This window comes from Streptomyces sp. NPDC101178, from assembly GCF_044767965.1.
Classification (GTDB): domain Bacteria; phylum Actinomycetota; class Actinomycetes; order Streptomycetales; family Streptomycetaceae; genus Streptomyces.
In genome coordinates this window covers 37,261-63,929 of sequence record NZ_JBIWOZ010000008.1, presented here as the reverse complement: position 1 = coordinate 63,929, position 26,669 = coordinate 37,261, and the positions used below count along the sequence as shown (strand labels likewise).

Here is a 26,669-nt window from a genome sequence, read left to right as displayed (position 1 = left end):
TCGACAGGCCCCGGAGTCCGTGCCCGAAGAGGCAGGAGGACCCGGTGGCCACCGCAGCCGACATCACCGCCATGGGCCGAGCCGTCGCGCTCGCCGCCCGCGGTCTCGGCTCCACCAGCCCCAATCCGGTCGTCGGATGTGTCATCACCGACGCCTCCGGAGCCATGGCCGGTGAAGGCTTCCACCAGCGCGCCGGAGGGCCGCACGCCGAGATCCACGCCCTGCGCGCGGCCGGTGCGCGGGCCAGGGGCGGCACCGCCTACGTCACCCTCGAGCCCTGCAACCACACCGGCCGCACCGGCCCCTGCGCCCAGGCCCTGCTGGACGCCGGGATCAGCCGGGTCGTGTACGCGGTCGGCGACCCGAACCCGCAGGCCACCGGGGGTGCCGACACCCTGCGCGCGGCCGGCGTCCAGGTCGGGCAGGGCCTCCTCGCCGACGAGGCGGAGGCCGGGAACGCCGCCTGGCTCACCTCGGTGCGCCTGGGCCGCCCGTACGTCCTGTGGAAGTACGCCGCCACCCTGGACGGCCGCATCGCCGCCGCCGACACCACCAGCCGCTGGATCACCTCGCCCGAGGCCCGCGCCGACGTCCACCGGCTCCGCGCCGAGGCCGATGCGGTGATCGTGGGCTCCGGCACCGCCCGCGCCGACGACCCCCAGCTCGGCGTCCGGGGCATCGGCGGCGCCACCCAGCCCCTGCGCGTCGTCGTCGACACCGACGCGACCGCCGTGAAGCCCGGCGCCCGGGTCCTGGACTCCACCGCGCCCACCCTGGTCGCCGTCGCCGCCGACGCCCCGGCCGACCACCTCCCCGAGGGCGTCGTCCTGCGGCTGCCCCGCGCCGCCACCGGCCCCGGCCTGGACCTCGACGTTCTCCTCGCCGCACTCCACGACCGCGGCGTCCGCTCCGTACTCCTCGAAGGCGGCCCCACCCTCGCCGGTGCCTTCGTCGCCGCGGGAAAGGTCGACAAGGTCGTCGGCTATCTCGCCCCGGTCCTCCTCGGCGCGGGCCCTGCGGCCCTCGGCGACGCCGGAATCACCACCATCTCCCGCGCGTTGCGCCTCGATGTGACCGAGACGGTCCGCATCGGTCCCGATCTGCGCGTCACCGCCGCCCCCGCCCCTGCTCGGAAGGGAAACTGAGTGTTCACCGGAATTGTCGAAGAACTGGGTGAGGTCACCGCCGTCGAGCCCCTCGCCGACGCCTCCCGCTTCCGGCTGCGCGGCCCCGTCGTCACCGACGGCGCCAAGCACGGCGACTCCATCGCGGTGAACGGCGTCTGCCTCACCGTCGTGGAGACCGGCGACGGCGAGTTCACCGCCGACGTGATGGCCGAGACCCTCAAGCGCTCCAGCCTCGGCGCACTCACCACCGGCTCCCGCGTCAACCTGGAGCGCCCGATGGCGCTCGGCGGCCGGCTCGGCGGGCACATCGTCCAGGGGCACGTGGACGGCACCGGCACCATCGTCGAGCGCACTCCCTCCGAGCACTGGGAGATCGTCAAGGTCTCCCTGCCGCCCGAGCTGACCCGGTACGTCGTCGAGAAGGGCTCCATCACGGTCGACGGCGTCAGCCTCACCGTCGTCGAGGCGGCGGCCGACTTCTTCACCATCAGCCTCATCCCCACCACCCTCGCCCTGACCACGCTCGGCCACAAGCAGCCCGGCGACCCGGTCAACCTGGAGGTGGACGTGATCGCCAAGTACGTCGAGCGGCTGCTCGGCGACCGGTCCGGCTCCGCGCGGGGCCCGCTGAGCGACCTGGCCGCCGGGCAGGACCCGCTGCCGGGAAGCGACCAGGCCGCCGGGCAGGACCCGCGATGAACGCCGTCTCCTGGCTCAACTCCGAGGCCTTCACCCTCTTCGGCCAGCACATCAAGTGGGCCGACATGATCGGCAACCTGATCGGCCTGACCGCCCTGGCCCTCGGCTGGCGGCGCTCCATCTGGACCTGGCCCGCCCAGCTGCTCGCCGGCGCCATCCTCTTCACCGCCTTCGCCTCCGCCCACCTCTCCGGCAGCGCGGGCAAGCAGCTCGTCGTCATCGCCGTCGCCCTGTGGGGCTGGCAGGCCTGGCAGCGCGGCAAGCGGCAGGCCCAGGACGGCTCCCTCGCCGTCCGCTTCGCCACCTGGCGCGAGCGCGGGGTGCTGATCGGCGGGGCGGCCCTCGGCACCCTCGCCGTCGGCGGCCTGTTCACCCTGTTCCCGTCGCTCTCCTGGGACCCGTGGCCGGACGCGTACATCTTCGTCGGCACGATCGTCGCGATGTACGCCCAGGCCAAGGGCATGGTCGAGTTCTGGTTCGCCTGGCTCCTGGTCGACCTCGTCGGCGTCCCCCTGAACTTCGCCAACGGCTTCGCCTTCTCCGGCTTCGTCTACATCATCTACGGCGCCCTCGTCCTGTGGGGCATGCGCGACTGGTGGCTGCGTACGCGGACACCCGCTCTGGAAGGAGCCACGGCATGACTGCTCAGCCCACCTGGCTGCACCCCGGCCACGACCTGCTCGGCGAGAACCTCTCCCTGGACCCCGTCGAGCAGGCCATCCGTGACATCGCCGCCGGCCGGCCCGTCGTGGTCGTCGACGACGAGGACCGCGAGAACGAGGGCGACCTCGTCATCGCCGCCGAGATGGCGACCCCGGAGATCGTCGCCTTCATGATGAGCGAGTGCCGGGGCCTGATCTGCGCACCGATGGAGAGCGACGAGCTGGAGCGGCTCGAACTCCCGCAGATGGTCGCCGACAACACCGAGTCGATGCAGACCGCCTTCACCGTCTCCGTCGACGCCTCCGCCGCCCACGGCGTCACCACCGGCATCTCCGCCGCCGACCGCGCCACCACGCTGCGGATGCTCGCGGGCGGCACCGCAGGCCCCGGCGACTTCGTCCGGCCCGGCCACATCTTCCCGCTGCGCGCCCGCTCCGGCGGCGTCCTCGTCCGCAACGGCCACACCGAGGCCGCCGTCGACCTCGCCAGGCTCGCCGGACTCCGTCCGGCCGGGGCGATCGTGGAGATCGCGGGGGAGGACGGCACCATGCTGCGCCTGCCCGAGCTGGTTCCCTTCGCCCGCAAACACGGCCTCACGATCATCTCCATCGAGGACCTGATCGCCTATCGCCGCAGCGCCGAGCCGACCGTCCGCCGCGAGGCGCGGACCCGGCTGCCGACGCAGTTCGGCGACTTCACCGCGTACGGCTACCGCTCCACCGTCGACGGCGTCGAGCACGTCGCCCTCGTCCACGGCGATGTCACGGAAGGCGGCGGCGAGGACATCCTCGTCCGGATCCACTCCGAGTGCCTGACCGGCGACATCTTCCAGTCCCAGCGCTGCGACTGCGGCCCCCAGCTGCACGCCTCCATGCAGCGCATCACGGAGGAGGGCCGGGGCGTCGTCGTCTACCTCCGGGGCCACGAGGGGCGCGGCATCGGCCTGCTCTCCAAGCTCCGCGCGTACGAACTCCAGGAGCGCGGCGTGGACACCCTCGACGCCAACCTGGAGCTCGGCCTGCCCGCCGACGCCCGCGACTACGCGGCCGGCGCGCAGATCCTCAAGGACCTCGGCGTACGCAGCCTCCGGCTGATGACCAACAACCCGGACAAGACCGACGCCGTCCTGCGCCACGGACTCGCCGTCACCGGCCGGGAGCCCATGCCCGTCCAGGCCGGCGAGCACAATCTGCGGTATCTGCGCACCAAGCGCGACCGCATGGGCCACGACCTGCCCTGGCTGGACGGCGCCCCGGCGTCGCCCTGCGCCAACCAGTAACCACCGAACACCTCGTCACGAACTCCAGGAGAACCATGAGCGGCAAGGGTGCCCCCGAACTGTCCGTACGCAACTGCGCCGACCTCCGGGTGGCCGTCATCGCGGCCCAGTGGCACGAGAAGGTCATGGACGGCCTCGTCGACGGCGCCCTGCGCGCCCTGCACGAGCTCGGCATCGACGAGCCGACGCTGCTCCGCGTCCCCGGCTCGTTCGAGCTGCCCGTCGTCGCCAAGGTGCTCGCCGGCCGCGGTTACGACGCGATCGTGGCCCTCGGCGTGATCATCCGTGGCGGCACCCCGCACTTCGAGTACGTGTCCCAGGGCGTCACCATGGGCCTCACCCAGGTCACCGTCGACACCGGTGTCCCCGTCGGCTTCGGCGTACTGACGTGCGACACCGAGGAGCAGGCGCTCGACCGGGCGGGCATCGAAGGGTCCAACGAGGACAAGGGGCACGAAGCGGTCACCGCCGCCGTGGCCACCGCGGCCACGCTGCGGACCGTCAGCGAACCCTGGCGCTGAGTGCGGCCCGGCGACCCCGTATTCTGAGGACCATCATGGGACACAAAACCTTCGAAGAGCTCTTCGCCGAGCTCCAGCTCAAGGCCGCCGAAGGCGACCCCTCCACCTCGCGCACCGCCGAACTGGTGGACAAGGGCGTCCATGCCATCGGCAAGAAGGTCGTCGAGGAGGCCGCCGAGGTCTGGATGGCCGCCGAGTACGAGGGCAAGGAAGCCGCTGCCGAGGAGATCTCCCAGCTGCTGTACCACGTCCAGGTGATGATGGTCGCCCGCGGTATCTCGCTCGACGACGTCTACGCCCATCTCTGAGCCCGGCCCGAGCACCGCACTTCCCTCCCGTTCTCCCTCCGCACAAAGGAACCTGACCTCATGCTGCGCATCGCCGTCCCCAACAAGGGTGCACTCTCCGGCTCTGCGATGGCGATGCTCCATGAGGCGGGCTACCAGCAGCGCAAGGAGTCCAAGGAACTGGTCCTGGTCGACCCGGTGAACGAGGTCGAGTTCTTCTACCTCCGCCCGCGCGACATCGCGATCTACGTCAGCTCCGGCAAGCTCGACATCGGCATCACCGGCCGCGACCTGCTCCTGGACTCGGGCGCCGACGCCGAGGAGATCCTCCAGCTCGGCTTCGCCCGCTCGACCTTCCGCTACGCCACCAAGCCCGGCACCGCCACGGGCCCGCAGGACTTCGACGGCATGACGATCGCCACCTCGTACGAGGGCATCGTCGACGCCCACCTCAAGGAGTCCGGCGTCAAGGCGTCCATCGTCCACCTCGACGGCGCGGTCGAGACCGCCATCGAGCTGGGCGTCGCCCAGATCATCGCGGACGTCGTCGAGACCGGCACCAGCATGCGCAACGCCGGACTCGAAGTGATCGGCGACCCGATCATGACCTCCGAGGCCGTCGTCATCCGCCGCAACGGCGCCCCGACCGACGACCCCAAGGTGCAGCAGTTCCTCCGCCGCCTCCAGGGCGTCCTGGTCGCCCGGTCCTACGTGATGATGGACTACGACTGCCGCGTCGAGCACCTGGAGCGCGCCGTCGCCCTCACCCCGGGCCTGGAGTCGCCGACCATCTCGCCGCTGCACCACGAGGGCTGGGTCGCCGTCCGCTCCATGGTCGCCGCCAAGGAGGCGCAGCGGATCATGGACGACCTGTACGAGCTCGGCGCCCGCGCCATCCTCACCACGGCCATCCACGCCTGCCGCCTCTGAGCGCCCCGGGCGCCCCGCCCGGGGCGCCCTCCGGCCACCGCACACCCTCGCGAGAGAAGACCCCGATGTCCGCGCCACGGCCCGAAGCCCCCGCCCTCCCGGTCACCTTCCGGCCCACCCGCACCCGGGTGGTCCTGCTGAGCGTGGGCCTGGCGATGTTCCTCGTCATCACGGTCATCGCCCTGATGCTGGAGCGGCTCAACCCGGGGGAGCGGATCACCTTCGTCTTCGTCGCCGCGCTCTTCTTCGGCGTCCTGGCCCTGCTCAGCAGGCCCCGGGTCACCGCCGACGACACCGGCGTCACCGTCGTCAACCTCACCCGGACCCGCAGGCTGGCGTGGGAGGAGATCCTCCGCGTCAACCTGCGCTCCGGCGACCCCTGGGTCTTCCTCGACCTCAGCGACGGCACCAGCATGCCCGCCCTCGGCATCCAGCCCGGCATCGCCAAGCAGCAGGCCATCCGCGACGCCCGCGCTTTGCGCGCGCTGGCCGAGTCCCGCTCGACCACCGGCGACGACACCCCCTGACCGGCGGAGCCCCCGCGCCGCGCCGGGCCCTGTTGTGTGGTGGGCGGCGGCGCTCCGTGCCGCCCCACCCCGCCCGATCCACGGCCCCCTGCCCGGGGCCCGCGGGGCCTTCCTGCGACCCAAGGAGTGACTCCCTCCAGCAATGGACGGATCGTCCGGTAGTACCTGCGCCGCCCCTTCACCGGAGGCGGCGGCCTCATGACCACCCCTCTGCTGCTCCTCGCGGCGGCCTTCCTCCTCATCCTCGCCAACGGATTCTTCGTGGCGGCCGAGTTCGGGCTCGTCACCGTTGACCGGCCCGACGCCGAACGGGCGGCAGCCGAAGGCGACCGACGGGCCCGTACCGTCGTCCACGCCCTGCGCGAACTCTCCTTCCAGCTCTCCGGCACCCAGCTCGGCATCACCATCACCTCCCTGGTCGTCGGCATGCTCGCCGAACCGGCCCTCGCCCAGCTGCTCGCCGGACCCCTCACCGCCACCGGACTGCCCGCCGGCGCGGTCCCCGGCGTCGGCATCGTCATCGGGATGCTCCTCGCCTCCGCCGTCCAGATGGTCGTCGGCGAACTCGTCCCGAAGAACTGGGCGGTCTCCCGGCCGCTCCAGGTCGCCCGCTTCGTCGCCGGACCGCAGGCCCGCTTCGCCACCCTGCTGCGGCCCGTCATCACCACGCTGAACACGCTGGCCAACCGGCTCGTGAGGCTCTTCGGAGTCGAGCCCACCGACGAGCTGGCCTCCGCCCGCACCCCCGGCGAACTGGTCTCCCTGGCCCGACACTCCGCCGAGGCCGGCGCCCTGGAACAGGACACCGCCGACCTCTTCGTACGGACCCTGTCACTCGCCGGGCTCACCGCCCAGCACGTCATGACCCCCCGCGTGAGGGTGAACGCCCTGCACTCCTCCGCCACCGCCGCGGACGTCCTCAACCTCACCCGCGCCACCGGCCTCTCCCGCTTCCCGGTCTACCGGGACCGCATCGACGAGGTCATCGGCATGGTCCACCTCAAGGACGCCCTCGCCGTCCCCGCCCACGACCGCCTGCGCACCCCGGCCGGCCGGATCGCGGTCGCCCCGCTCCGGGTGCCCGGCACCCTGCCCGTCGAGCGGCTGCTGCGGCGGCTGCGCCACGAGCAGCCGATAGCCGTCGTGGTCGACGAGTACGGCGGTACTGCCGGGGTCGTCACCCTGGAGGACATCATCGAGGAGCTCGTCGGCGAGGTCCGCGACGAGCACGACGCGGAGGACTCCGACCGCCCCGAACTCACCGCCGCCACCGCCGAGGACGGTCACCCGGTCTGGGACGCCGAAGGCAGCTGCCGGGTCCACACCTTGCGCCGGGCCGGTCTGGAGCCGCCGGAGGGGCCGTACGAGACCGTCGCCGGGCTCGTCGCCGACCTGCTGGGCCGCATCCCCGCGCCGGGCGACCGGGTCGCACTTCCCGGCTGGCGGATCACCGTCCGCCGGGTCGGCCACAACCGCGCGGAGCGGGTCCGCTTCAGCCAGGTCCCCGGCCCGCAGCCGCAGGAGCCCGTACGAGCCCGGCTGCAGGCATCGGCACACGGCGCGCCGGACACAGCCGCCCCCGCCCTGCTGGAGGCCGTGCGATGAGCCTGCTCCAACTCCTCTTCGCCGCCTTCCTCGTGCTGGCGAACGGCTTCTTCGTCGGCGCCGAGTTCGCCCTCGTCTCCGTCCGCCGCAGCCAGATCGAACCGCTGGCCGCCCAGGGATCGAGCCGCGCCCGCACAGTCCTCCACGGACTGGAGAACCTGCCGCGCATGATGGCCGCCGCCCAGTGCGGCATCACCGTCTGCTCCCTCACCCTCGGAGCCGTGGCCGAGCCGACCGTGGCCCGCCTCCTGGAGCCGGTCTTCCACGCGGCCCACCTGCCCGAACGGCTCATCCACCCGCTCGGCTTCGCGCTGGCACTCGCGCTCGTCGTCGCCCTGCACCTGGTGATCGGCGAGATGGTCCCGAAGAACCTCGCGATGGCGGCCCCGGAGCGCACCGCGCTCCGGCTCAGCCCCGGCCTGGTCGCCTTCGCCCGGCTGTGCCGTCCGGTCACCACCGCGCTGGGCGCCTGCGCCGGCGCGGTGCTGCGCGGCTTCGGGGTCGAACCCAAGGACGAGGTGGAGGCCGTCTTCACCAGCGAGCAGCTCAACCGCCTGGTCGAGGACTCCGGCCAGGCCGGGCTGCTGGGCCCGGAGGCGCAGGAGCGGCTGGAGGACGCGCTGGTCCTCGGCAGCCGGCCGGTGACCGACGTCCTGCTGGAGCGCGGCGGCCTGGTGACCGTCGACCCGTCGGTGACGCCGCGCCGGATCGAGGAGCTGACGGTGCGGACCGGCTTCTCCCGCTTCCCCGTCTGCGCTGAGGGCGGGGAAGGCCCGTTCATGGGCTACCTGCACGTCAAGGACGTCCTGGACCTGGAGGACGCCGACCGTGCGGTCCCGCGGCGGCTCTGGCGCCCGATGACCACCGTACGGGCCGAACTCCCGCTCGACGACGCCCTGACGGTGATGCGCCGCGCCGCGACGCACCTGGCCCAGGTCGCGGACGGCTCGGGCCGCGTCCTCGGCCTGGTGGCGATGGAGGACGTCCTGGAGACGCTGGTGGGCGAGGTCCGCGACCCTGCCCACCGGGTGGTCCCGGTGCCGCTGCGCACGGTGGACGCGGCGGGCACGGAGGACCGGGCGCTGGTGTCCTGAGGGATACGGGGGCGGGCCGCCCGAGATCTTCGGGCCGGCCCGCCCCCGTACCAGCCGGCCCTGAGGCCTCACACCCCGCCCGGCTCCTGCTTGCCCCGGCCCACCGGTCCGCGGCCGGACAGCACCTCGCCGTAGGCCTGCATCAGGTCCGGCAGCCGGAGCGTGGACAGGTCCTCCCGGCTCAGCGTCCCCGGATAGCCGGAGAGCCGCAGATCGCGGTAGGCGCAGCTCTTCTCGTACAGCGTGCGCAGGAAGCGGCCGTTGCCCAGTTCGTCGATCCAGCCCTGGTCCACCACATGGCCGCTGATGGAGCGCAGCTCGTCGACCGCCTCCTCGTCCCACCCGTCGTCGTTCTCGGCGGCCAGCACGCTGCCGATCGCGGTGAGTTCGAGCGGCCGGTAGCTGGGGAAGTCGACCCGGCTGGTGAACCGGGAGGAGAGGCCGGGGTTGGTGGCGAGGAGGCGGTCCATGCCCTCCGGGTAGCCCGCGAGGATGACGACGAGGTGGTCCCGGTTGTCCTCGGCCCGCTTCAGGAGGACCTGGAGGGCCTCGTCGCCGTACGCGTCGCCCTTGCTGTAACCGGAGTTGGCCAGGCTGTACGCCTCATCGACGAAGAGCACCCCGCCGAGCGCCGAGTCGATCAGCTCGTTGGCCTTCACCGCCGTCTGGCCCAGGAACTCGCCTACCAGGTCGGCGCGTTGGGCCTCGATCAGATGGTCGCCGCCGAGCAGCCCCAGCGCGTAGAAGACCCGGCCGAGGATGCGGGCCACCGTGGTCTTGCCGGTGCCGGAAGGGCCGGAGAAGACGAAGTGGCGCTTCGGCGGCTGGACCGGGAGCCCCTGCTCGGCCCGCAGCCGGGCCATGTTGAGCTGCGCGGAGAGCGCCTTCACCTGCCGCTTCACCGGCTCCAGGCCGACCATGCGCTCCAGCTGGGCCAGCGCCTGGGCCAGCAGCACCGGATCGCTCGGCCCGGCGGGGAAGGGCGGCGGCTTCCGCGTCTTCGTCCGCCGTGCGCCTTCGACGGGGCCGGTCGGAGAAGGCGCCGGGCCGTCCCCGCCTCCGTCACCGTCGCCGAGCAGCCCGGCGTCACTGATCGGCCACGGCTCGCGGCCGTCCACCAGGTCCGTCCCCAGCGCCGCGTCGCCGTCCACCAGCGCCTCCGCGCCCGTGCCCCCCGCACCTCCCGCTCCGAAGCCGGTCAGCATCACGGCGGCCAGGTCGGCGGACTCGTCGTACCCGTCGCCCTCCGAGATCGCCGCGAGGCGGGCCGAGGTGTCCATGAACGCCGGGTCGACCCGGTGCACCGCCCGGTACAGCGGCAGCGCCGCCGCGCTGCGCCCGGTCCCCTCGTGGGCCCGCGCCAGCCAGTAGCGCAGCTCCTTGCGCTGCGGCTGTTCGCTGCGGCAGCGCATCAGGGCGGCGGAGAGCAGCGGTTCGGCCTGCCCGTACATCTCCAGCCGGACCCGGGCCATACCGCCGAAGAGCCCCGCCTCGATGCCGAGCATCGGATCGTCGACGAGCTGTTCGGTGTAACGGACCAGCTGCTCCCAGTCCTTGACCAGATAGGAGCGGCAGGCGTGCAGGAACCGCACCTGCGGGTCCGTGTCCACCGGCGGCAGCCCCGCCAACGCCCGGTCCAGCTCCGGCACATGGCGTCCGTCCAGCCAGTGCGAGGCGTGGGCGAGCAGCAGATCGCGCGGGCTCTCCAGCAGCGGCTGCACCCACCAGCCGAGCCAGTACCAGGAGTTGAGCGGCCGCCGGTGCCGGGCCCGCTGTTCGCCGAAGCGGTCGCGGTGCCGGTACATGCGTAACAGCGCGGTGGCGGTGTCGATGCGCAGCGCGTGGAGGCCGAGCCAGCCGTCCGCCATGCCGGGATCGATCCGTACCGCAGCTCTGAACTCCTCCTCGGCCTGCGGATAGGCGCCCATCGTGTAGGCGTCCATGCCGCGCAGCCAGGCGAGGTCGGCGGGGGCGTGTGCGCCCGGTGTGCCGATGTCCATCAGGTCCCCCACGCCAACCGTTCCCCCAGGATGTCCCGCCCGCACAGCATGCCCACCTGAGCGTGCCGAATCACTGCGCGGAGGAAGGGAATTGACCGCACCGGGGTGCATCGTACCTGCGCAAGGGGGAGTGGGCCGGTCAGCGACGGACCGGGCGGGTGGTGACCGAGGGTGAGCGGATCGCTCTGCGTGGTCGCCGGGCGGCGGGGCGGGCACAGGACGAAGCCCCCGATCACGGGGGAACAACCGGGGGCTTCGCGTCTGTGGGGGCTCCGAAAAGCCGCACAATGAGAACGTAAGACCAGTAAGGCCCCCCGGTCAAGCCGAGTTGGGGCACTTCCCGGCTGATTTCCGACTGCTCAGTACGGAGGTGTGCGCTGCTTACCGTCGGTGACGAAACGGTTCGCTCCCGCTGTCGCGTCGGGCCCCTCCTGGCACGTGTATCCCTCCGGCACCTGACGTACCAGCAGATCGGCGTACGGACGTGAAGGGTCCTCGGCGAAGTGCGCCGTCTCGGCGGCGGTCCACCCGTTCCAGAACTCCGTGAGCCCCGCGCCGTCCCGCGCCCTCCCGCGCGCCCAGGAGGTCTCCCGCTCCAGCTCCATCCAGCACAGCGCCGCCAGCCACGGCCGCACCTCCCGGCGGCCCGCGCCGACACCTTCGACCAGGACCACCGGGGCCGGCTCCAGCATCCGCGCCGGGCCGAAGCGCCGATCGGTCCAGTCGTACGGCGCGTACCGGGCGGCCTCGCCGCGCGCGAGGGGCAGCAGCACCTGGTCCCGCAGCCGCCCGACCCAGCCGAACAGCTCCTCGTGGGTGGCGAGATCGTCCAGACGGAGCACCGGCGCACCCCTCAGTGCCTCCGCCAGCCGCCCGGCGAACGTGCTCTTGCCGGACCCCGCGTGCCCGTCCACCGCGACGAGCCGGACCGGCCCGCACGAGGCGGGCAGCGAGCGCAGGTCATCGGCGTGGCGGGCCAGGTCGTTCATGCGTCCAGCGTACGGGCCGGAGGCCGACGGGCCCGGCGCGCCGCAGGTCACGCCAGTGGTCCAGACCCATATTGGTGGCGCGGCGCAGGCCGAAAAGCTGGCCCGACCACGTCCGGAGCCGGGATAGTTGGCGCACCGATCGGCATCCGCAGCCCCACTCCCACCCATGACCCGGGGGTTTCGCCCATGACCAGTCCGACCTCACGCAGGACCGTCCTGACCGCCGCACTCGCGGCAGCAGCGGCCGGAGCGGGCACCGCCGCATCCACCGGACCCGCATCCGCCGCTTCCGCGTCGACACCCTCCGCACCCCAGGCAGCCGCACCTCTCGTGGACAACCGTTTCTGGCACACGTACACCGACTGGCGCTGGGGCTCCGGCGACGGCACCCGCGTCCTCGCCGGCGTCCGCCCCGGCCTGACCATCGCCACCGCCACGGGCCGTACCGACTACACCGACCCGCACACGGGCCGGACGGCCGCCTGGGAGTACGCCACCTGGACCTCGCCGCTCCACCGCACCGCCGTCCCCGCCACCGAACTGATCACCTCCTGGAACGCCCGTACGCCCGCGGGCACCTGGATCGCCGTCGAGCTGAGCGCCACCTACGCCGACTCCACCACCACCCCGTGGTTCGTGATGGGACGCTGGGCCTCCGGCGACGGCGACATCCGCCGCACCTCGGTGGACGGCCAGGGCGACCCGCACAGCTCGGTCTGGACCGACACGCTCTCGGTGGACGACGCGGCGAGCGGCGTACGTTTCGTCTCGTACCGCCTCCGCCTCACCCTGTACCGCACCCCGGGCAGCCGCCTGACCCCCACGGTCTGGCGCGTCGGCGCGATGGCCTCCGACATCCCCGACCGCTTCACCGTCCCGGCGACCACTCCGGCCCACGCCCGCGAACTGCGGGTCCCGCGCTACTCGCAGAACGTCCACATCGGCCAGTACCCGGAGTACGACAACGGCGGCGAGGCGTGGTGCAGCCCGACCTCCTCGCAGATGATCGTCGAGTACTGGGGCCGCAAGCCCACCGCCGAGGACCTCGCCTGGGTGAGGCCCGGCCTGCCCGACCCGCAGGTCTGCCACGCCGCCCGCTACACGTACGACTATCAGTACGGCGGCTGCGGCAACTGGCCCTTCAACGCCGCCTACGCCGCCACCTACCGCGACCTGAACGCGGTCGTCACCCGCCTCGGCTCGCTCACCGACCTGGAGCGGCTGGTCCACGCCGGAATCCCCGTCATCACCTCACAGTCCTTCCTCCAGGAGGAGCTGCCCGGAGCGGGTTACGGGACGGCGGGCCACCTGATGACGGTGGTCGGCTTCACCCGTGAGGGTGACGTGATCGCCAATGATCCCGCTTCACCGGACAACGAGGCGGTCCGCCGCGTCTACCCGCGGCGCGACTGGGAGAACATCTGGCTCCGCACCAAGCGCTACAACGCGAACGGCCAGGTCCGCAGCGGTACAGGCGGGGTCTGTTACGTGTACTGGCCGTCGGGGCCGACGCCGGGGCAGCGCCGCGTGCTGCGGTCGCTCGGGCTGGTGTGAGCGCGTCCGGGGCGTGCCCGGACGTGTTCGGCGGACGTTGCGAGTGGCGAGGTCAACAGATCGAGGCGCCCGGCCGGGTGGTCCCGGCCGGGCGCCTCCTACCGGACGCTCAGGCGGTACGCCGCTGTCGCTGTACCGCCCCCACCACCACGTCGACCACCAGGAACGCGGCCAGCGTCACGCCGAGGACCGGCAGCGCCCAGCCCAGGGCGATGACCGCCGGGACGCCCAGGATCAGGACCGGCAGCGGCAGCCGCCGCCAGGCGCCGCGCTCCGGGGCCCGGCCGACGGGCACGCGGCGGTCGTCGCGGGTGGGCCGCCGCTGCCACCACATGCGGTAGCCCCAGACGATCACCGCCGTCAGACCCAGCGCGATCACCGCCAGGATGATCTGGTTGACGACCCCGAACAGCACGCCCATGTGCCCCTGCACGCCCAGCTTGCTGAGCTTGGACAGGGCCGGGTGGTCGGCCCAGTAGGTGCGCGCGGTGACCTCGCCGCCGGCCACGTCCACGGCGACCCGGTCGTAGTGCACCGGCCAGACGTTGTCGTTCTGCGCCACGGTCCACGCGCTGGCCGCGTCCGCCGCGGGCGTGACCACCACCGTGCCGCCGAGCCCCGCGTTCCGGGCCGCCGCGAGGGCCGTGTCGAAGCCGGCCGGGTCGGCGTCGGCCGTCGCTTCGCCGGAGCCGCCGTGGCCGGCGTGGTCCGAGTGGTCCTCGGCGGGAGCCTCCGCGCCCGGGAGCGCGGTGTCGAGGGCCGGGGCGTTGCCGCCGGCCGCGTCCAGCAGCCGGCCGAACCGCTCACCGGCGTAGTTCGACCAGGTCAGACCGGTGGCGCTCAGGAACAGCAGCCCCAGCGCCAGCCACACCCCGGTGGCCGCGTGCCAGCTGCGCGTCCGGCGCACCCCGCGCGCTCCGCGCTCCGGAACCAGCACGCCCCGCGCCGACTTCGCACGCCGGCCGCGGCTGCGCCCGATCCACAGGACGAGCCCGCCCGCGACGGCCACCCAGAGCCAGCTCGCGGCGACCTCGGAGTACAGGCGGCCGAACTCGCCGAGGTGGAGGTTGCGGTGGAGGTCGTCGAGCCAGGTGGTGAGCGGCGTCGACCCGAACCAGGTCGTCAGCTCACCCCGTACCTCGGCGGTGTACGGGTCGACGAAGACCGTGCGCTGGTTCTCGCCCAGCTCCGGCACCGCGAGCACCACCCGCGTGGTGTCCTCGGGACCCGACGGGGTGATCACCGACGCCGTGGTGCCTTCGGGGTGGGCCGCCCGCGCGGCGGCGATCTGCTCGGCCAGCGGCCGGGGCGCGTCCCCGACCCGCTCGACCCGCAACTGGTCACCGTAGACGAGCTGGTCGAGCTGGGGCGTGAGCGTGTAGGCGAGCCCGGTCAGGGCGGCCACCAGCAGGAAGGGGGCGACGAGGACACCGGCGTAGAAGTGCAGCCGGACGAGGAGGTGGCGTACGGCGTCCCAGGAGCGGGTCGGGCCGGGGCCGCCGGCGGGTTCGGCGAGGGTGCCGGGACCGTCCGTCGTGTCGGTGGCGGCCGGTTTCGTGAGGGTGTCCGGTCTGTCGCTGTCCGGCTCGCTCGTCGCGGCGCCGGTGGGGTTGTGGTCGTTCTGCGGTATTTCTTCGGTTCTGCGAGACATGGGTGCTCCTCGGAGGGCAGGCCGGAGGAGGACTCCGCGGACCTGCCGGTGGGGACCGGGTTCTGCCCGGGCGATGGGAAGCGGTGGCGTTCGCGGCCGGACGGCCCCCGCACGCGGGGCCGCACTCCACCGGATCAGCTCCGGTGCGCGCGGCTGGGTGCGGAGGCCGTCAGGCCACGACCGCCACCGGCGGCCCACGCCGGTGGCGGGTCCGGGCGAGGAGCGCCCCGAACCGGATCCGCGCGACCACCGGCGGAGCCGGGCGCAGGCGGGGGAGGCAGGGGAGCGACGGAGTGGCCTGGAGGGCGACGCGGGGGAGAAACAGGGCCGCGAGGCGCCGCAGCACCCGCTCCCCGTGGATCACACAGAGAGCCGTTCCGAGGGTGGCCGCCGCATGGGCCAGGGTCATCCCGGTGTCCATGGCGTGCTCGCCACCGTGGCCGCCGCCCGGCCCGGTCATGCGGTGCTCGTGCCCGGCCGGCAGCGCGGAACGTGCGCCTCCGCCGGACACGGGCAGGAAGTGGAAGGCACCGTGCAGCGCGAACTGCGTGCCGCCCAGCACCAGCGTCACGACCTCGAAGCGCCGTCGCCGGCCGCCGAAGAGCAGCGCCCCTTGCGCACTCAGGACCAGGAACAGCAGGGCGAGCACGCCCGCGCCGGGCAGCCGCCCGCCCGCCGCGACATGGCTCACGGCACCGAGAAACAGGCAGGCCGAACCGCAGAGCAGGCCCCTGGCCGCTCGCGTCGGCCAGCCGCCCCCTGCACGCATGGACACAAGGTAGCCAGCCGCCGCGCATGCTCCGCCCCGGGGGTCTCCGGCGCCGTCTCTTGCCACGCGGTCTCTTCCCATGGGCCAGTAGTCGGCCAGATGGCCGAAAAAGTTCCCGTACGAGTTCCCGTACGACTTCCCATACGGAAGCCCGTACGAAGTTTCTCTCTGCCGCCCTGTGGCGTCGCCCACAGCAGCCCCTCCCGCCCCGGCGCCACGGACCCCGGAACCCTTGCCGTATCAGGGGACCGAGCTGCCACGGGCCGACCCAGCGGTGACCCGGATCTCGTTTCGCGCCGCGCTCCTGGCTGGCACTGTGGTCGGGCCGGGGGGCCTCAGCCGGAGTTCGACGAACAGCGAGACGCCATGACCGCGACCACCGCCGCACAGAACGCCCACCACGCCCGCCGCGCCCGCACCGGCGGCCCGGACGACGACGGCCCCGGGCTGCTGGAGCACCTCGCGGGGTGGGCACTCGTGGTCGTGCTCGCCATGTTCGTCACCCAGGCCGGACTGATGTGACCCGCCCCGGCCCCGGAGCCGCGAAAGGGGTGGGATGCCCGGCCGGCACCCCACCCCCACGGTCCGCGTAGGTCCGTGGCCGGCTAGTCGATCGCCTTGATCAGCTCGCCGTTCGTGGTGTCACCGCTCAGCTCCCAGAAGAACGTGCCTCCCAGGCCTTGTTCGTTCTTGTAGTCCATCTTGGTGCCGATGGTCTCCGGGGTGTCGTAGCTCCACCAGTCGTTCCCGCAGTGCGCGTACGCCGTACCGGCCACCGTGCCCGACACGGGGCAGCTGCCCTTGAGGACCTTGTAGTCCTCGATGCCGTCCTCGTACGTGCCCTTCGCCGCGCCGGTCGCGCTGCCGCCCGGCTCGGTCTGGGTGACGCCGGTCCAGCCGCGGCCGTAGAAGCCGATGCCGAGCAACAGCTTCTCCGACGGGATGCCGAGCGACTTCAGCTTGGAGATCGCGGCGTCGGAGTTGAAGCCCTCCGTCGGGATGCCCGGGTAGGAGGTCAGCGGGGAGTGCGGGGCCGTGGGGCCCTGCGCCGCGAACGCGCCGAAGAAGTCGTACGTCATCGGCAGGTACCAGTCGAGGTGCTTCGCCGCGCCCGCGTAGTCCACCGCGTCGATCTTGCCGCCGTCGGAGCCGTCCGCGGTGATCGCCGAAGTGATCAGGTTGTCGCTCCCGAAGGACTTGCGCAGCTCGCCCAGCAGCTCGCCGTAGGCGTCCCGGCCGCTCGTGTCGCAGGTCAGACCGCAGGCGTTCGGGTACTCCCAGTCGATGTCGATGCCGTCGAAGACATCGGCCCACCGCGGGTCCTCCACCAGGTCGTAGCAGGACTTGGCGAACGCGGCCGGGTTCTGCGCGGCCTCTCCGAACCCTCCGGACCAGCTCCAGCCGCCGAAGGACCAGAGGATCTTGATGTCCGGGTGGAGCTCCTTCAGCTTGCGCAACTGGTTGAAGTTGCCGCGCAGTTCCTGGTCCCAGGTGTCGGCGACCCCGTCGACGGACTCCTCGGCGGTGTAGGCCTTCTCGTAGTCGGCGTAGGAGTCGCCGATGGTGCACTTGCCGTTCTGCACGTTGCCGAAGGCGTAGTTGATGTGGGTGAGCTTCTCCGCGGAACCCGACGTCACGATGTTCTTGACGTGGTAGTTCCGGTCGTACGTGCCCCAGTTGGTGAAGTATCCGATCACCTTGTCGCCGGCCGCTGTGGGGGCGGCCTCGGCGGGGGCGGTGGCCGGCTGGGCGGCGGGGGCGGCGCCGGCCGGGGACATGCCCGCGACGCCGAGCAGGGTGGCGCCGAGCGCCGCCGTACAGACGGCCGCGGCGAGCGCCCGGAGCCGGGCGCGGGGACGGTGCGGTGTGAGCATCGTGGCTCCTCGTGGGGGAGGGCTGGTGCGTGGGGGGTGTGGGTCGAACTCGTGGGGAGTGCGGGCCGGACTCCGGGCCGTACGTGCCCGGTTTGGCATGAACACGGTAGGGCGTTCGTGGGGGGAACCGTAGAAGGACTAGACCAGTTGGGTCAATGGTTCGGACCAATTCACGGATCTTCGCGAGGCTCTCCAGCCCCTTTGACCAGCTCTTCACCCGTGACGGAAGGCATCCGATCGGGCATACTCAACCCGCCACAGCCGCTGACCCGCACCCCCCGAGACCCGGGCGGGCAGGATCGGCTGGGCAGTCTGCTTTTTCCCGGCTCCGTTCCGGGAGATCACCCGGCGGCGCCTCTCACACCCCGAGCGCGCGACCGTCGCAACGCCCGACAGGGAGGAGAGCGCCGTCATGTCCGACCGTGCCCCGCAGCCGGTGGAACGCCGTCTGCCCACCGAGGAGTCCCGGCAGCTCGTCGCGCTCGTCCGCGACATCGTGTCCAAGGAGATCGCCTCCCGGGCGGCCGAGGAGGAGGAAGCCGGCCACTTTCCGCGCGAGGTCTTCACCCTCCTCTCCGAATCCGGGCTCCTCGGACTTCCCTACGGCTCCGCCCACGGCGGCGGCGACCAGCCCTACGAGGTCTACCTCCAGGTGCTGGAGGAGCTGGCCGCGGCCCGCCTCACCGTCGGCCTCGGCGTCAGCGTCCACTCCCTGGCCTGCCACGCGCTCGCCGGTTACGGCACCGGGGAGCAGCAGGCCGCGCACCTCCCGGCGATGCTCTCCGGCGGCCTGTTGGGCGCCTACTGCCTCTCCGAGCCCGCCTCCGGCTCCGACGCCGCGTCCCTGCGCACCAAGGCCGTACGCGACGGCGACGACTGGGTCATCACCGGCACCAAGGCGTGGATCACCCACGGCGGCGTCGCCGACTTCTACACCGTGCTCGCCCGCACCGGCGTCGAGGGCCCCCGCGGTATCACGGCCTTCCTCGTCCCCGGCGACGCCGAAGGCCTGAACGCCGCGCTCCCCGAGAAGAAGATGGGGATGAAGGGCTCGCCCACGGCCCAGCTCAACTTCGACGGCGTACGGGTCGGTGACGACCGCCGCATCGGTGAGGAGGGCCAGGGCTTCGCCATCGCGCTCTCCGCGCTCGACTCCGGTCGCCTCGGCATCGCCGCCTGCGCCGTCGGGGTCGCCCAGGCGGCTCTGGACGAGGCCGTGCGGTACGCCACCGACCGGCGCCAGTTCGGCCGCCCCATCGCGGACTTCCAGGGGCTGCGCTTCATGCTCGCCGACATGGCCACCCAGATCGAGGCAGGCCGGGCGCTCTACCTGGAGGCGGCACGGCTGCGCGACGCGGGAGAGCCCTTCTCCCGCCAGGCCGCCATGGCGAAGCTCTTCTGCACGGACGCGGCCATGCGCGTGACCACCGACGCCGTCCAGGTGCTCGGCGGCTACGGCTACACGCTGGACTTCCCGGTCGAGCGGCTCATGCGCGAGGCCAAGGTGCTCCAGATCGTGGAAGGCACCAATCAGATCCAGCGCATGGTCATCGCCCGCCACCTGGCGGGTCCGGAGACCCGCTGACCCGCAGGGGGTGTCCGAACGTCCCGCGCGGGCGGAACGGTTCAGACACTCCCCGGCGGCCGGTCCGACCAGGCCGGAAGCGCGGCGGCCCGGGTCCACTCCGGGTCGCGGCGGCCGGGCACGGTCCGGCCGCTGCTGCGCCAGTGGAGCAGCAGAGCGCTGTAGATGGGCGGGTCGACGGGGGAGGCCATCGGCGAGTTCCCCGTCGACCGGGGCAGCGGCCGCGGCTGCGGAACCGATTCTTCGAGCGCCGGGGGAGCGAGCCGGCGGCGCCCCGAGCCGACTGGTGAATGCAGCGTCGTCATACGGGGGTCAACGCGCCGGGACCGGCCCGGTCACTGCCGACCCGAACCGAGTGCCAGTTCGGCGGGTGCCCGCGAGCACCCGCCCGGGAACGTGCCCCTACGTGCCCCTACGGCCGCTGACGGCGGCTCAGGCCGCCTCGCGCCGCATCCGGGGAATCCGCAGCGGCCGGGAGCCCGGCCCGCCCGCGTGGGAGAAGGGCTGCATCCGCCAGTCGAGGCCCTGGGGGAGCGTCAGCAGCAGCGCCGCCTCCTGCTCCTGGGGCTCCAGCGTCTCGTCGGCGGGCCGGGCCTCCGCCGCCGCGCGGCCGGTGCCGGAGCAGACGGTGAGGACGAACGGGTTCCACGGGGTGGAGCACCGGGCGTGCTCCGGCAGGACGTCCTCGTCGGCCAGCAGGGCGATCGGCTGGGCGCAGTCCGGGCAGACCACCCGGAACATCTCGAACATGTCGTACACATCGGCGCCGTCCACATCGGCGCCGTCGTCCTCGTCGGGATCGACGGGCTCCGGTTCGGTACGTCCGGTGAGCTTGATGCTCTGCATGGGATCTTCCCCCCTCGGGTGGGCCGGCACAGCGCCACGGCCACGACCACAGCAAGCACTTCCCTCCGCTCGCGGCCGATAACCGCGAGGGGACCCGCTACCGACCCGTAGGTCTGTGGTGTTCGTCACATGCCGCCCGCAGGTGCCGTTCCGTGACCTTGTGCGACTGTGCCGACAGGCGTCCGGGGCCATAGGTTGATCCGCATGGAGGAGCTGGACCGTCAGATCGTGGAGTTGCTCGTCAAGGACGGGCGGATGAGCTACACCGACCTGGGCAAGGCCACGGGCCTGTCCACCTCGGCCGTTCATCAGCGCGTCCGCAGGCTGGAGCAGCGCGGGGTGATCCGCGGCTATGCCGCCGTCGTCGACCCCGAGGCCGTCGGGCTGCCCCTCACCGCGTTCATCTCGGTGAAGCCGTTCGACCCCAGCGCGCCCGACGACATCGCCGAGCGGCTGGCGGGCGTGCCGGAGCTGGAGGCCTGCCACAGCGTCGCCGGGGACGAGAACTACATCCTCAAGGTGCGCGTGGCGACCCCGCTGGAGCTGGAACACCTGCTGACCCGGATCCGCACGCTGGCCGGCGTCTCGACCCGTACGACCGTCGTCCTCTCCACCCCGTACGAGGCCCGGCCGCCGCGCGTCTGAGGGGGGTGCGGACTCCACGGTCCGCGGCAGGCGCGAGACTGGTCCCATGACCGAGAGCACCGCCCCTCAGAGCGCCCCCGACCACCGCACCCTGCTGCTGCGCGGTGGAGACGTCCACAGCCCGGCCGACCCGTTCGCCACCGCGATGGTCGTGGAGCGCGGACATGTCGCCTGGGTGGGATCCGAAGGGGCCGCCGACGCCTTCGCGAGCGGCGTCGACGAAGTCGTCGACCTGGAGGGCGCCCTGGTCACCCCGGCGTTCACCGACGCCCATGTGCACACCACCGCCACCGGCCTGGCCCTCACCGGGCTGGACCTCTCCGGCGCCCGTACCCTCCCCGAGGCCCTCGGCCTCGTCCGCGCGTTCGCGAACCGGCGCGGCGCCACCGACGTCCTGCTCGGCCACGGCTGGGACGCCGCGCGGTGGCCCGAACAGCGCCACCCCTCGCGCGCCGAGCTCGACGAGGCGGCCGGCGGCCGGGCCCTCTACCTGCCGCGGATCGACGTGCACTCCGCCGTCGTCACCACCGCCCTGCTGGACCTCGTCCCGGGCGTCACCGCGATGACCGGCTACCACCCGGACACCCCGCTGACCGGCGACGCCCACCACGCCGTACGCGCCGCCGCGCACAACGCCCTCACCACGGCCCAGCGCACCGCCGCCCAGCGCGCCGCGCTCGACCACGCCGCATCCCTCGGCATCGGCACCCTCCACGAGTGCGGCGGGCCCGAGATCTCCGACGAGGAGGACTTCACCTCGCTCCTGGCCCTCGCCGCCGAACGTCCGGGCCCCCGGGTCTTCGGGCTCTGGGCCGAGGAGATCGCCGACGAGAAGGGCGCCCGCCGCATCCGGGAGCTCGGCGCGATCGGCGCGGCCGGCGACCTCTTCATCGACGGCTCCCTCGGCTCGCACACCGCCTGCCTGCACGAGCCCTACGCCGACGACCCGCAGACCGGCACCGCCCACCTGGACGCCGCCGCGATCGCCGCCCATGTCACCGCCTGCACCGAGGCGGGCCTCCAGGCGGGCTTCCACGCCATCGGCGACGCGGCCGTCAGCGCCGTCGTGGAGGGCGTGCGGGCCGCCGCCGAGACGCTCGGCCTCGCCAGGATCCGCGCCGCCCGCCACCGCGTCGAGCACGCCGAGATGCTCACCCCGGAGACGATCGCCGCCTTCGCCGAACTCGGCCTCACCGCCTCCGTCCAGCCCGCCTTCGACGCCGCCTGGGGCGGCCCGGACGGCATGTACGCCCAGCGCCTCGGCGCGGAGCGTGCCGCCGGCCTGAACCCGTACGCCGCACTCCTGCGGGCCGGAGTCCCGCTCGCCTTCGGCTCCGACAGCCCGGTCACGCCGCTCGATCCGTGGGGCACCGTGCGGGCCGCCGCCCACCACCGCACCCCCGAGCACCGCATCTCCGTCCGGGCCGGCTTCACCGCCCACACCCGGGGCGGCTGGCGGGCCATCGGCCGGGACGACGCGGGGCTCCTTGTCCCGGGCGCACCGGCCGACTACGCCGTCTGGCGGACCGCCGAACTCCTGGTCCAGGCCCCCGACGACCGGGTCGCCCGCTGGTCCACCGACCCCCGCTCCGGCACGCCCGGCCTGCCGGATCTGACCCCCGGCGCCGAACTTCCGGTCTGCCTGCGGACGGTGGTCTCCGGACAGACGGTCCACGTGCGACCGAACGAGTGACGTCGGCGGGTTCCGTACCGCCGATCGATGGCTCGGGCACGCGTTCACGACCTGCGGATCTCGGGCACTGACCAGGCAATTTGGGCAAAAGCCGCAGGTCGCACGGGTGTTGACAGAACGCGCCCACGGGCCGGTAGGTTCGGCCGGGTCCACCACAGGACGTCCGACCGGTGAAACCTCCACGCAGTCGTCGAACGCCGCTGGGTCATGGGGTGGTGTGCCGCACCGGCGCACCGCCACTGACAGCCAGGTTCAGCGCCCGCGCCTCGGGGGCGAGGGAAGGTTTCAGCCGGACGGAGGGTGCGACCCGGGTGGGGCCCGGACGTTCAGTAGACAACGGCTTTCGGTCGACCCGCAGCCAGCGGGTCCCAGGTCGGCCCGAAGGGCGCCGGGCCCCGATCCGCAGCTCCGTCCTGCCGGAGGCCGCGGTTCCGTCCGTGCTTCTGTCCGCAGTTCCGTCCATCTGCCCGGCCTGTGCCACGCGCCCGTACGACCGCGTAGGACCCGGGCGGCGGTGTGCTGGATATGGTGTCCCTCTGTGTACGGACTTTAAGGGGCAGTAGTGAACGACGGCGGTCAGAGGCAGTTCGGCCCGCTCGGCAAGGTCCTCGTGATCATTCCGACCTACAACGAGGTCGAGAACATCAGGCCGATCGTCGACCGGGTGCGCACCGCCGTGCCGGACGCGGACATCCTGGTGGCCGACGACAACAGCCCCGACGGCACGGGTAAGGCGGCCGACGAGATCGCGGCCGCCGACGACCAGGTCCACGTCCTGCACCGCAAGGGCAAGGAAGGGCTCGGCGCCGCCTACCTCGCGGGCTTCACCTGGGGCACCGAGCACGGTTACGGCGTCCTCGTCGAGATGGACGCCGACGGCTCCCACCAGCCCGAGGAGCTGCCCCGCCTGCTCACCGCACTCAAGGGCGCCGACCTCGTCCTCGGCTCCCGCTGGGTGCCCGGCGGCCGGGTCGTCAACTGGCCCAAGAGCCGCGAGGTCATCTCCCGTGGCGGCAGCCTCTACTCCCGCCTCGCCCTCGGCCTCTCCGTCCGCGACGTCACCGGCGGCTACCGCGCCTTCCGCACCGAGACCCTCCAGGGCCTCGGACTCGACGAGGTCGCCTCCCAGGGCTACTGCTTCCAGGTCGATCTGGCCCGCCGCTCGGTCGAGGCCGGCTACCACGTCGTCGAGGTCCCCATCACCTTCGTGGACCGCGAGGTCGGCGACTCCAAGATGAGCCGGGACATCCTCGTCGAAGCGCTCTGGCGGGTCACCGGCTGGGGCATCACCTCCCGCGCCAACAAGGTCCTGGGCCGCAGGAAACCCTGACCCTCCGGCGCGTACCGGCCGGTCCATGATCACCCTCTTACGCCGCTTCCACCTCCGTACGGGCACACTGGTGGCATGACGACCGGCACTCCGCCCCCGACCCGTCCCCGGCGCTCACGCGCCCGTAGATTCGTGCCCCTGGCCCTCGCCGCCTGGCTGGTCCTGGAGATCTGGCTGCTGACCGTGGTCGCCTCGGCCGCGGGCGGTCTCACCGTCCTGCTGCTCCTGGTCGCCGGAGCGGTGCTCGGCACCGTGGTGATCAAGCGCGCCGGACGCCGTGCCTTCAAGAACCTCACCGAGACCCTCCAGCAGACGCCGGGGCAGCCCGGCGCCACCGAGGCCCCGCAGGTCACCGGCGGCAAGACCTCCCGGGGCAACGGGCTGCTGATGCTCGCCGGACTGCTGCTCCTGATCCCGGGCCTCATCTCGGACGCGGCCGGTCTGCTCCTGCTGGTGCCGCCGGTCCGCACCCTGATCAGCCGCCGGGCGGAGCGGTCCCTGGAGCGCCGGATGCGGGCCGCGTCCCCCGGCAGCCTCTCCGACGCCTTCCAGCAGGCCCGTATGCACCGGCCGGACGGAAAGGTCGTCCAGGGTGAGGTCATCCGCGAGGACGGCACACAGCCCCCTTCCCGCCCCACCGGCCCCGACGACGACCCTCGCGGCCCGCGTCCGCCGCTCACCCCCTGAGGCCGGTCGACCGGCTCCGGTCGGGCTGACGCCGGCCGGGCCGGCGCCGGACATGGCGAGAGCCGCGGGGGGGGGGGGGCCCCCCGGGGGGGGGGGCCCCCCCCGGGGGGGGGGGGGGGGCCGCCGGCCGCCCCGGGGCGGCACTGGGCGCGCGGCGGGGCCCCCCCCCCCCGTCGGGGCCCCCCCCCCGCGGCTCTTGTGCTGTGCTGTTGTCGCGCTCGGTGCGATAGGTACGCGGAGTGCGGCGGTGCTCTACGGGGTCAGGCAGACTTCCTGCTGTCCCGCGGGTGCACGGCGATGTTCATGGCTCCGGAGCGCAGAACCGCCAGCCTCTCGGCCAGCACCTCTTCGAGCTCCTCACGCGTGCGCCGTTCCATGAGCATGTCCCAGTGCGTACGCGCAGGCTTGCCCTTCTTCTCCTCGGGGCCATCCCCGTCCACCAGGAGTGCCTGGGCGCCGCACGCCTTGCACTCCCACTCCGGCGGAATCTCCGCCTCCACCGAGAACGGCATCTCGAACCGATGTCCGTTCTGGCATGCGTACTCCACCGCCTGGCGCGGGGCCAGATCGATGCCGCGGTCCGTCTCGTAGCTGGTAACCACAAGTCGCGTGCCGCGAAGAGCTCGCTCACTCATGAATCGTGCCTCCCGGGCTTGTCGCCCACAGGACAAAATGTCGCTGTCGTCGTCATCCGGTCAACGTACGGTCGCTGGCAAAGATTCCCGTCGCCGGTCATGCGTCGCCCGTTCGTGCCGCTGCTTGTCTTGGGTCGAGTACCCACCCTTGCCCGGTTTGTCACCTCTGATGGGCGTTGTCACCCAACGGTTGGGCCGTTTCTACTCGCAGTAACGGTCCTCCGGGCAGGCCAAAGACGTATACTACCGGCCTTTGACTTCAACGTCTAAATCCGTTCCGGTACGGGGTTGCCCGCGGCCGTGATCGCCCGCCGTACCGGCACCCGCGCGAGCAGCACCGCGCCCAGGGCGAAGAACACGATCAGCGAGATGATCGCCTCCCGGTAGCTGCCGGTCAGCTGGTAGGCCAGACCGAACACCAGGGGCCCCAGCCAGCTCAGACCCCGGTCGCTCATCTCGTACGCCGAGAAGTACTCCGCCTCCTTGCCGCGCGGCACCAGGTGGGAGAAGAGCGAACGGGACAGCGCCTGGCTGCCGCCCAGCACCAGCCCGATGGCCGCCGCGAGAACGAAGAAGAAGACGGGCGCGTCGGCGGGCAGCAGGTAGGCGGCGATCAGGATCGCGGTCCATACGACCAGTGAGCCCAGGATCGTGCGCTTGGCGCCGTACACCCGGGCCAGCCGGCCCATCCCGAGCGCCCCGGCCACCGCCAGGATCTGCACCAGCAGCACGGCGACGATCAGGGTCGTCTGGTCGAGGCCCAGCTCCTCGGAGCCGTACAGCGAGGCCTGGGAGATCACTGTCTGGATGCCGTCGTTGTAGACGAGGTAGGCGAGCAGGAACGACAGCGTCAGCGGATGGCGCCGCATGTCCTTCAGGGTCGCCATCAGCTGCTTCCAGCCCGATCCGACCGCTCCCTCGCCGTCCGGCGCCACCCGCCGGTCGCGCAGCCGCCGCAGCGGTACGAGGGTGAACGCGCCCCACCACACACCCGCCGACGCGAGGCAGATCCGTACCGCGTCGGACTCCGCGAGGCCGAAGGACTCGTGGCCCGTGTACAGGATCAGGTTGAGGACGAGCACCAGCGCGCCCGAGGTGTAGCCGAAGGCCCAGCCGCGCGAGGAGACCGCGTCGCGCTCCTCGGAGGTGGCGATCTGCGGCAGATAGGCGTTGTACAGGACCATCGACACGGAGATCGACGCGTTCGCCACGATCAGCAGGAACGCGCCCAGCAGATAGCGGTGGCCGTCCAGGAAGAACATCCCCGCCGTCGCCGCGGCCCCCGTATAGGCCGCCGCCGCCAGCAGCGGCTTCTTACGTCCCGTGCGGTCCGCCGCCGCGCCCACGATCGGCATCAGGATCACGGCCACGACGATGGAGGCCGATACGGAGTACGCGAACAGCGAGCCCGCGCGCACGGGTATGCCCAGTGGATGCACGAAACCGTCGGGATCGGCGGCGGCCTTGGCGATCGACGTCAGGTACGGACCGAGGAAGACGGTCAGCACGCTGGTGGAGTAGACGGAACAGGCGAAGTCGTAGAAGTACCAGCCGTGCTGCTCACGTCTGCGCGCGGCCGCCGACCCGTCGCCCGGCGGCTTTCCGGCCGGATCTGTCGTTCCTGCGGTTCCGGTGCTCAACCCGCGCCCCCTCGGTTCTCGCGTACGGACGCGGACGGG

26 protein-coding genes are annotated in these 26,669 nt (G+C 72.6%); 17 read left to right on the top strand and 9 right to left on the bottom strand.

Features of this window, described 5'->3' with window-relative positions:
- Positions 1-44 precede the first annotated feature (44 nt).
- From ribD to ACIRR8_RS22725, 10 genes are all read left to right on the top strand, one after another.
- On the top strand, positions 45-1,145 hold the full coding sequence (ribD, locus tag ACIRR8_RS22770; protein ID WP_404067744.1) for a bifunctional diaminohydroxyphosphoribosylaminopyrimidine deaminase/5-amino-6-(5-phosphoribosylamino)uracil reductase RibD: 1,101 nt from the start codon (positions 45-47) through the stop codon (positions 1,143-1,145).
- Positions 1,146-1,826, top strand: a complete 681-nt coding sequence (locus tag ACIRR8_RS22765; RefSeq protein ID WP_404067742.1) for a riboflavin synthase — start codon at positions 1,146-1,148, stop codon at positions 1,824-1,826. It abuts the gene before it with no gap.
- Complete coding sequence (locus ACIRR8_RS22760; protein ID WP_404067740.1) at positions 1,823-2,467, top strand: nicotinamide riboside transporter PnuC; 645 nt, start codon at positions 1,823-1,825, stop codon at positions 2,465-2,467. The genes ACIRR8_RS22765 and ACIRR8_RS22760 overlap by 4 nt, the downstream gene beginning before the upstream one ends.
- Positions 2,464-3,768, top strand: coding sequence for a bifunctional 3,4-dihydroxy-2-butanone-4-phosphate synthase/GTP cyclohydrolase II (locus ACIRR8_RS22755; RefSeq protein WP_404067737.1), 1,305 nt, complete (start codon positions 2,464-2,466; stop codon positions 3,766-3,768). The genes ACIRR8_RS22760 and ACIRR8_RS22755 overlap by 4 nt, the downstream gene beginning before the upstream one ends.
- A 35-nt stretch (positions 3,769-3,803) precedes the next feature.
- A complete protein-coding gene (ribH, locus tag ACIRR8_RS22750) occupies positions 3,804-4,289 on the top strand; it encodes a 6,7-dimethyl-8-ribityllumazine synthase (RefSeq protein ID WP_015607322.1) in 486 nt (161 codons plus the stop codon).
- Positions 4,290-4,324: 35 nt separating this feature from the next.
- The gene (locus ACIRR8_RS22745) at positions 4,325-4,597 is read left to right on the top strand and encodes a phosphoribosyl-ATP diphosphatase (RefSeq protein WP_161268897.1); all 273 of its coding nucleotides are present in this window, start codon (positions 4,325-4,327) and stop codon (positions 4,595-4,597) included.
- 60 nt (positions 4,598-4,657) lie between these two features.
- A complete protein-coding gene (gene hisG / locus ACIRR8_RS22740) occupies positions 4,658-5,506 on the top strand; it encodes an ATP phosphoribosyltransferase (RefSeq protein ID WP_404067733.1) in 849 nt (282 codons plus the stop codon).
- Positions 5,507-5,571: 65 nt separating this feature from the next.
- Positions 5,572-6,033 (top strand): PH domain-containing protein, encoded by a 462-nt coding sequence (locus tag ACIRR8_RS22735; RefSeq protein ID WP_404067730.1) that lies wholly within the window; start codon positions 5,572-5,574, stop codon positions 6,031-6,033.
- 198 nt (positions 6,034-6,231) lie between these two features.
- Positions 6,232-7,638: a hemolysin family protein gene (locus tag ACIRR8_RS22730; protein WP_404067727.1), complete on the top strand. Its 1,407-nt coding sequence runs from the start codon at positions 6,232-6,234 to the stop codon at positions 7,636-7,638.
- Complete coding sequence (locus ACIRR8_RS22725; RefSeq protein ID WP_404067723.1) at positions 7,635-8,732, top strand: hemolysin family protein; 1,098 nt, start codon at positions 7,635-7,637, stop codon at positions 8,730-8,732. Before ACIRR8_RS22730 ends, ACIRR8_RS22725 begins: the two co-directional genes overlap by 4 nt.
- A gap of 68 nt (positions 8,733-8,800) precedes the next feature.
- Here ACIRR8_RS22725 and ACIRR8_RS22720 read toward each other — a convergent pair whose 3' ends face one another.
- On the bottom strand, positions 8,801-10,732 hold the full coding sequence (locus tag ACIRR8_RS22720) for an AAA family ATPase (RefSeq protein ID WP_404068555.1): 1,932 nt from the start codon (positions 10,730-10,732) through the stop codon (positions 8,801-8,803).
- Positions 10,733-11,091: 359 nt separating this feature from the next.
- The gene (locus tag ACIRR8_RS22715) at positions 11,092-11,721 is read right to left on the bottom strand and encodes a uridine kinase (RefSeq protein ID WP_404067720.1); all 630 of its coding nucleotides are present in this window, start codon (positions 11,719-11,721) and stop codon (positions 11,092-11,094) included.
- A 186-nt stretch (positions 11,722-11,907) separates the two neighbouring features.
- Here ACIRR8_RS22715 and ACIRR8_RS22710 point away from each other — a divergent pair, with 186 nt between their 5' ends.
- On the top strand, positions 11,908-13,275 hold the full coding sequence (locus ACIRR8_RS22710) for a peptidase C39 family protein (protein WP_404067717.1): 1,368 nt from the start codon (positions 11,908-11,910) through the stop codon (positions 13,273-13,275).
- Between the two features lie 109 nt (positions 13,276-13,384).
- Here the strand turns inward: ACIRR8_RS22710 and ACIRR8_RS22705 are convergent, their stop codons facing one another.
- Together ACIRR8_RS22705 and ACIRR8_RS22700 are read right to left on the bottom strand one after the other, a co-directional pair.
- Positions 13,385-14,926 (bottom strand): PepSY-associated TM helix domain-containing protein, encoded by a 1,542-nt coding sequence (locus ACIRR8_RS22705; protein ID WP_404067715.1) that lies wholly within the window; start codon positions 14,924-14,926, stop codon positions 13,385-13,387.
- Positions 14,927-15,095: 169 nt separating this feature from the next.
- A complete protein-coding gene (locus ACIRR8_RS22700; RefSeq protein WP_404067712.1) occupies positions 15,096-15,695 on the bottom strand; it encodes a hypothetical protein in 600 nt (199 codons plus the stop codon).
- Between the two features lie 366 nt (positions 15,696-16,061).
- Here ACIRR8_RS22700 and ACIRR8_RS22695 point away from each other — a divergent pair, with 366 nt between their 5' ends.
- Positions 16,062-16,217, top strand: coding sequence for an SCO1431 family membrane protein (locus ACIRR8_RS22695; protein ID WP_106973160.1), 156 nt, complete (start codon positions 16,062-16,064; stop codon positions 16,215-16,217).
- A gap of 83 nt (positions 16,218-16,300) precedes the next feature.
- Here the strand turns inward: ACIRR8_RS22695 and ACIRR8_RS22690 are convergent, their stop codons facing one another.
- Positions 16,301-17,569, bottom strand: a complete 1,269-nt coding sequence (locus ACIRR8_RS22690) for a glycoside hydrolase family 18 protein (RefSeq protein WP_404067710.1) — start codon at positions 17,567-17,569, stop codon at positions 16,301-16,303.
- Positions 17,570-17,981: 412 nt separating this feature from the next.
- Here ACIRR8_RS22690 and ACIRR8_RS22685 point away from each other — a divergent pair, with 412 nt between their 5' ends.
- Entirely contained in the window at positions 17,982-19,154 is a 1,173-nt protein-coding gene (locus ACIRR8_RS22685) for an acyl-CoA dehydrogenase family protein (RefSeq protein WP_404067707.1), read from the top strand.
- Between the two features lie 41 nt (positions 19,155-19,195).
- Here the strand turns inward: ACIRR8_RS22685 and ACIRR8_RS22680 are convergent, their stop codons facing one another.
- Positions 19,196-19,345: a hypothetical protein gene (locus tag ACIRR8_RS22680; RefSeq protein WP_404067705.1), complete on the bottom strand. Its 150-nt coding sequence runs from the start codon at positions 19,343-19,345 to the stop codon at positions 19,196-19,198.
- A gap of 241 nt (positions 19,346-19,586) precedes the next feature.
- Positions 19,587-20,000: a hypothetical protein gene (locus tag ACIRR8_RS22675; protein ID WP_404067702.1), complete on the bottom strand. Its 414-nt coding sequence runs from the start codon at positions 19,998-20,000 to the stop codon at positions 19,587-19,589.
- Between the two features lie 204 nt (positions 20,001-20,204).
- On the opposite strand from ACIRR8_RS22675, the gene ACIRR8_RS22670 reads away from it, so the two are divergent.
- The 4 genes from ACIRR8_RS22670 to fxsA all read left to right on the top strand — a co-directional run bounded on the left by ACIRR8_RS22670 (position 20,205) and on the right by fxsA (position 24,355).
- Positions 20,205-20,645: an Lrp/AsnC family transcriptional regulator gene (locus ACIRR8_RS22670; RefSeq protein ID WP_015607305.1), complete on the top strand. Its 441-nt coding sequence runs from the start codon at positions 20,205-20,207 to the stop codon at positions 20,643-20,645.
- Between the two features lie 46 nt (positions 20,646-20,691).
- Positions 20,692-22,338 carry an amidohydrolase gene (locus ACIRR8_RS22665; protein WP_404067698.1) on the top strand — a complete coding sequence of 549 codons (1,647 nt, stop codon included), beginning with the start codon at positions 20,692-20,694 and terminating at the stop codon, positions 22,336-22,338.
- Positions 22,339-22,900: 562 nt separating this feature from the next.
- Entirely contained in the window at positions 22,901-23,668 is a 768-nt protein-coding gene (locus ACIRR8_RS22660) for a polyprenol monophosphomannose synthase (protein WP_404067696.1), read from the top strand.
- Positions 23,669-23,743: 75 nt separating this feature from the next.
- Complete coding sequence (fxsA, locus tag ACIRR8_RS22655) at positions 23,744-24,355, top strand: FxsA family membrane protein (RefSeq protein ID WP_404067693.1); 612 nt, start codon at positions 23,744-23,746, stop codon at positions 24,353-24,355.
- A gap of 260 nt (positions 24,356-24,615) precedes the next feature.
- Here the strand turns inward: fxsA and ACIRR8_RS22650 are convergent, their stop codons facing one another.
- Complete coding sequence (locus ACIRR8_RS22650) at positions 24,616-24,990, bottom strand: RNA polymerase-binding protein RbpA (protein WP_003959706.1); 375 nt, start codon at positions 24,988-24,990, stop codon at positions 24,616-24,618.
- Between the two features lie 266 nt (positions 24,991-25,256).
- Positions 25,257-26,630, bottom strand: coding sequence for an MFS transporter (locus tag ACIRR8_RS22645; protein ID WP_404067691.1), 1,374 nt, complete (start codon positions 26,628-26,630; stop codon positions 25,257-25,259).
- Positions 26,631-26,669: the final 39 nt, after the last annotated feature.

What these genes read in the sequence shown, in the direction of transcription:
- ACIRR8_RS22760 (WP_404067740.1), top strand. Translation starts at nt 1,823, where the DNA reads ATGAACGCCGTCTCCTGGCTCAACTCCGAGGCCTTCACCCTCTTCGGC.
- ACIRR8_RS22755 (WP_404067737.1), top strand. Translation starts at nt 2,464, where the DNA reads ATGACTGCTCAGCCCACCTGGCTGCACCCCGGCCACGACCTGCTCGGC.
- ribH (WP_015607322.1), top strand. Translation starts at nt 3,804, where the DNA reads ATGAGCGGCAAGGGTGCCCCCGAACTGTCCGTACGCAACTGCGCCGAC.
- ACIRR8_RS22745 (WP_161268897.1), top strand. Translation starts at nt 4,325, where the DNA reads ATGGGACACAAAACCTTCGAAGAGCTCTTCGCCGAGCTCCAGCTCAAG.
- hisG (WP_404067733.1), top strand. Translation starts at nt 4,658, where the DNA reads ATGCTGCGCATCGCCGTCCCCAACAAGGGTGCACTCTCCGGCTCTGCG.
- ACIRR8_RS22735 (WP_404067730.1), top strand. Translation starts at nt 5,572, where the DNA reads ATGTCCGCGCCACGGCCCGAAGCCCCCGCCCTCCCGGTCACCTTCCGG.
- ACIRR8_RS22730 (WP_404067727.1), top strand. Translation starts at nt 6,232, where the DNA reads ATGACCACCCCTCTGCTGCTCCTCGCGGCGGCCTTCCTCCTCATCCTC.
- ACIRR8_RS22725 (WP_404067723.1), top strand. Translation starts at nt 7,635, where the DNA reads ATGAGCCTGCTCCAACTCCTCTTCGCCGCCTTCCTCGTGCTGGCGAAC.
- ACIRR8_RS22720 (WP_404068555.1), bottom strand. Translation starts at nt 10,732, where the DNA reads ATGGACATCGGCACACCGGGCGCACACGCCCCCGCCGACCTCGCCTGG.
- ACIRR8_RS22715 (WP_404067720.1), bottom strand. Translation starts at nt 11,721, where the DNA reads ATGAACGACCTGGCCCGCCACGCCGATGACCTGCGCTCGCTGCCCGCC.
- ACIRR8_RS22710 (WP_404067717.1), top strand. Translation starts at nt 11,908, where the DNA reads ATGACCAGTCCGACCTCACGCAGGACCGTCCTGACCGCCGCACTCGCG.
- ACIRR8_RS22705 (WP_404067715.1), bottom strand. Translation starts at nt 14,926, where the DNA reads ATGTCTCGCAGAACCGAAGAAATACCGCAGAACGACCACAACCCCACC.
- ACIRR8_RS22700 (WP_404067712.1), bottom strand. Translation starts at nt 15,695, where the DNA reads ATGCGTGCAGGGGGCGGCTGGCCGACGCGAGCGGCCAGGGGCCTGCTC.
- ACIRR8_RS22695 (WP_106973160.1), top strand. Translation starts at nt 16,062, where the DNA reads ATGACCGCGACCACCGCCGCACAGAACGCCCACCACGCCCGCCGCGCC.
- ACIRR8_RS22690 (WP_404067710.1), bottom strand. Translation starts at nt 17,569, where the DNA reads ATGCTCACACCGCACCGTCCCCGCGCCCGGCTCCGGGCGCTCGCCGCG.
- ACIRR8_RS22685 (WP_404067707.1), top strand. Translation starts at nt 17,982, where the DNA reads ATGTCCGACCGTGCCCCGCAGCCGGTGGAACGCCGTCTGCCCACCGAG.
- ACIRR8_RS22680 (WP_404067705.1), bottom strand. Translation starts at nt 19,345, where the DNA reads ATGGCCTCCCCCGTCGACCCGCCCATCTACAGCGCTCTGCTGCTCCAC.
- ACIRR8_RS22675 (WP_404067702.1), bottom strand. Translation starts at nt 20,000, where the DNA reads ATGCAGAGCATCAAGCTCACCGGACGTACCGAACCGGAGCCCGTCGAT.
- ACIRR8_RS22670 (WP_015607305.1), top strand. Translation starts at nt 20,205, where the DNA reads ATGGAGGAGCTGGACCGTCAGATCGTGGAGTTGCTCGTCAAGGACGGG.
- ACIRR8_RS22665 (WP_404067698.1), top strand. Translation starts at nt 20,692, where the DNA reads ATGACCGAGAGCACCGCCCCTCAGAGCGCCCCCGACCACCGCACCCTG.
- fxsA (WP_404067693.1), top strand. Translation starts at nt 23,744, where the DNA reads ATGACGACCGGCACTCCGCCCCCGACCCGTCCCCGGCGCTCACGCGCC.
- ACIRR8_RS22650 (WP_003959706.1), bottom strand. Translation starts at nt 24,990, where the DNA reads ATGAGTGAGCGAGCTCTTCGCGGCACGCGACTTGTGGTTACCAGCTAC.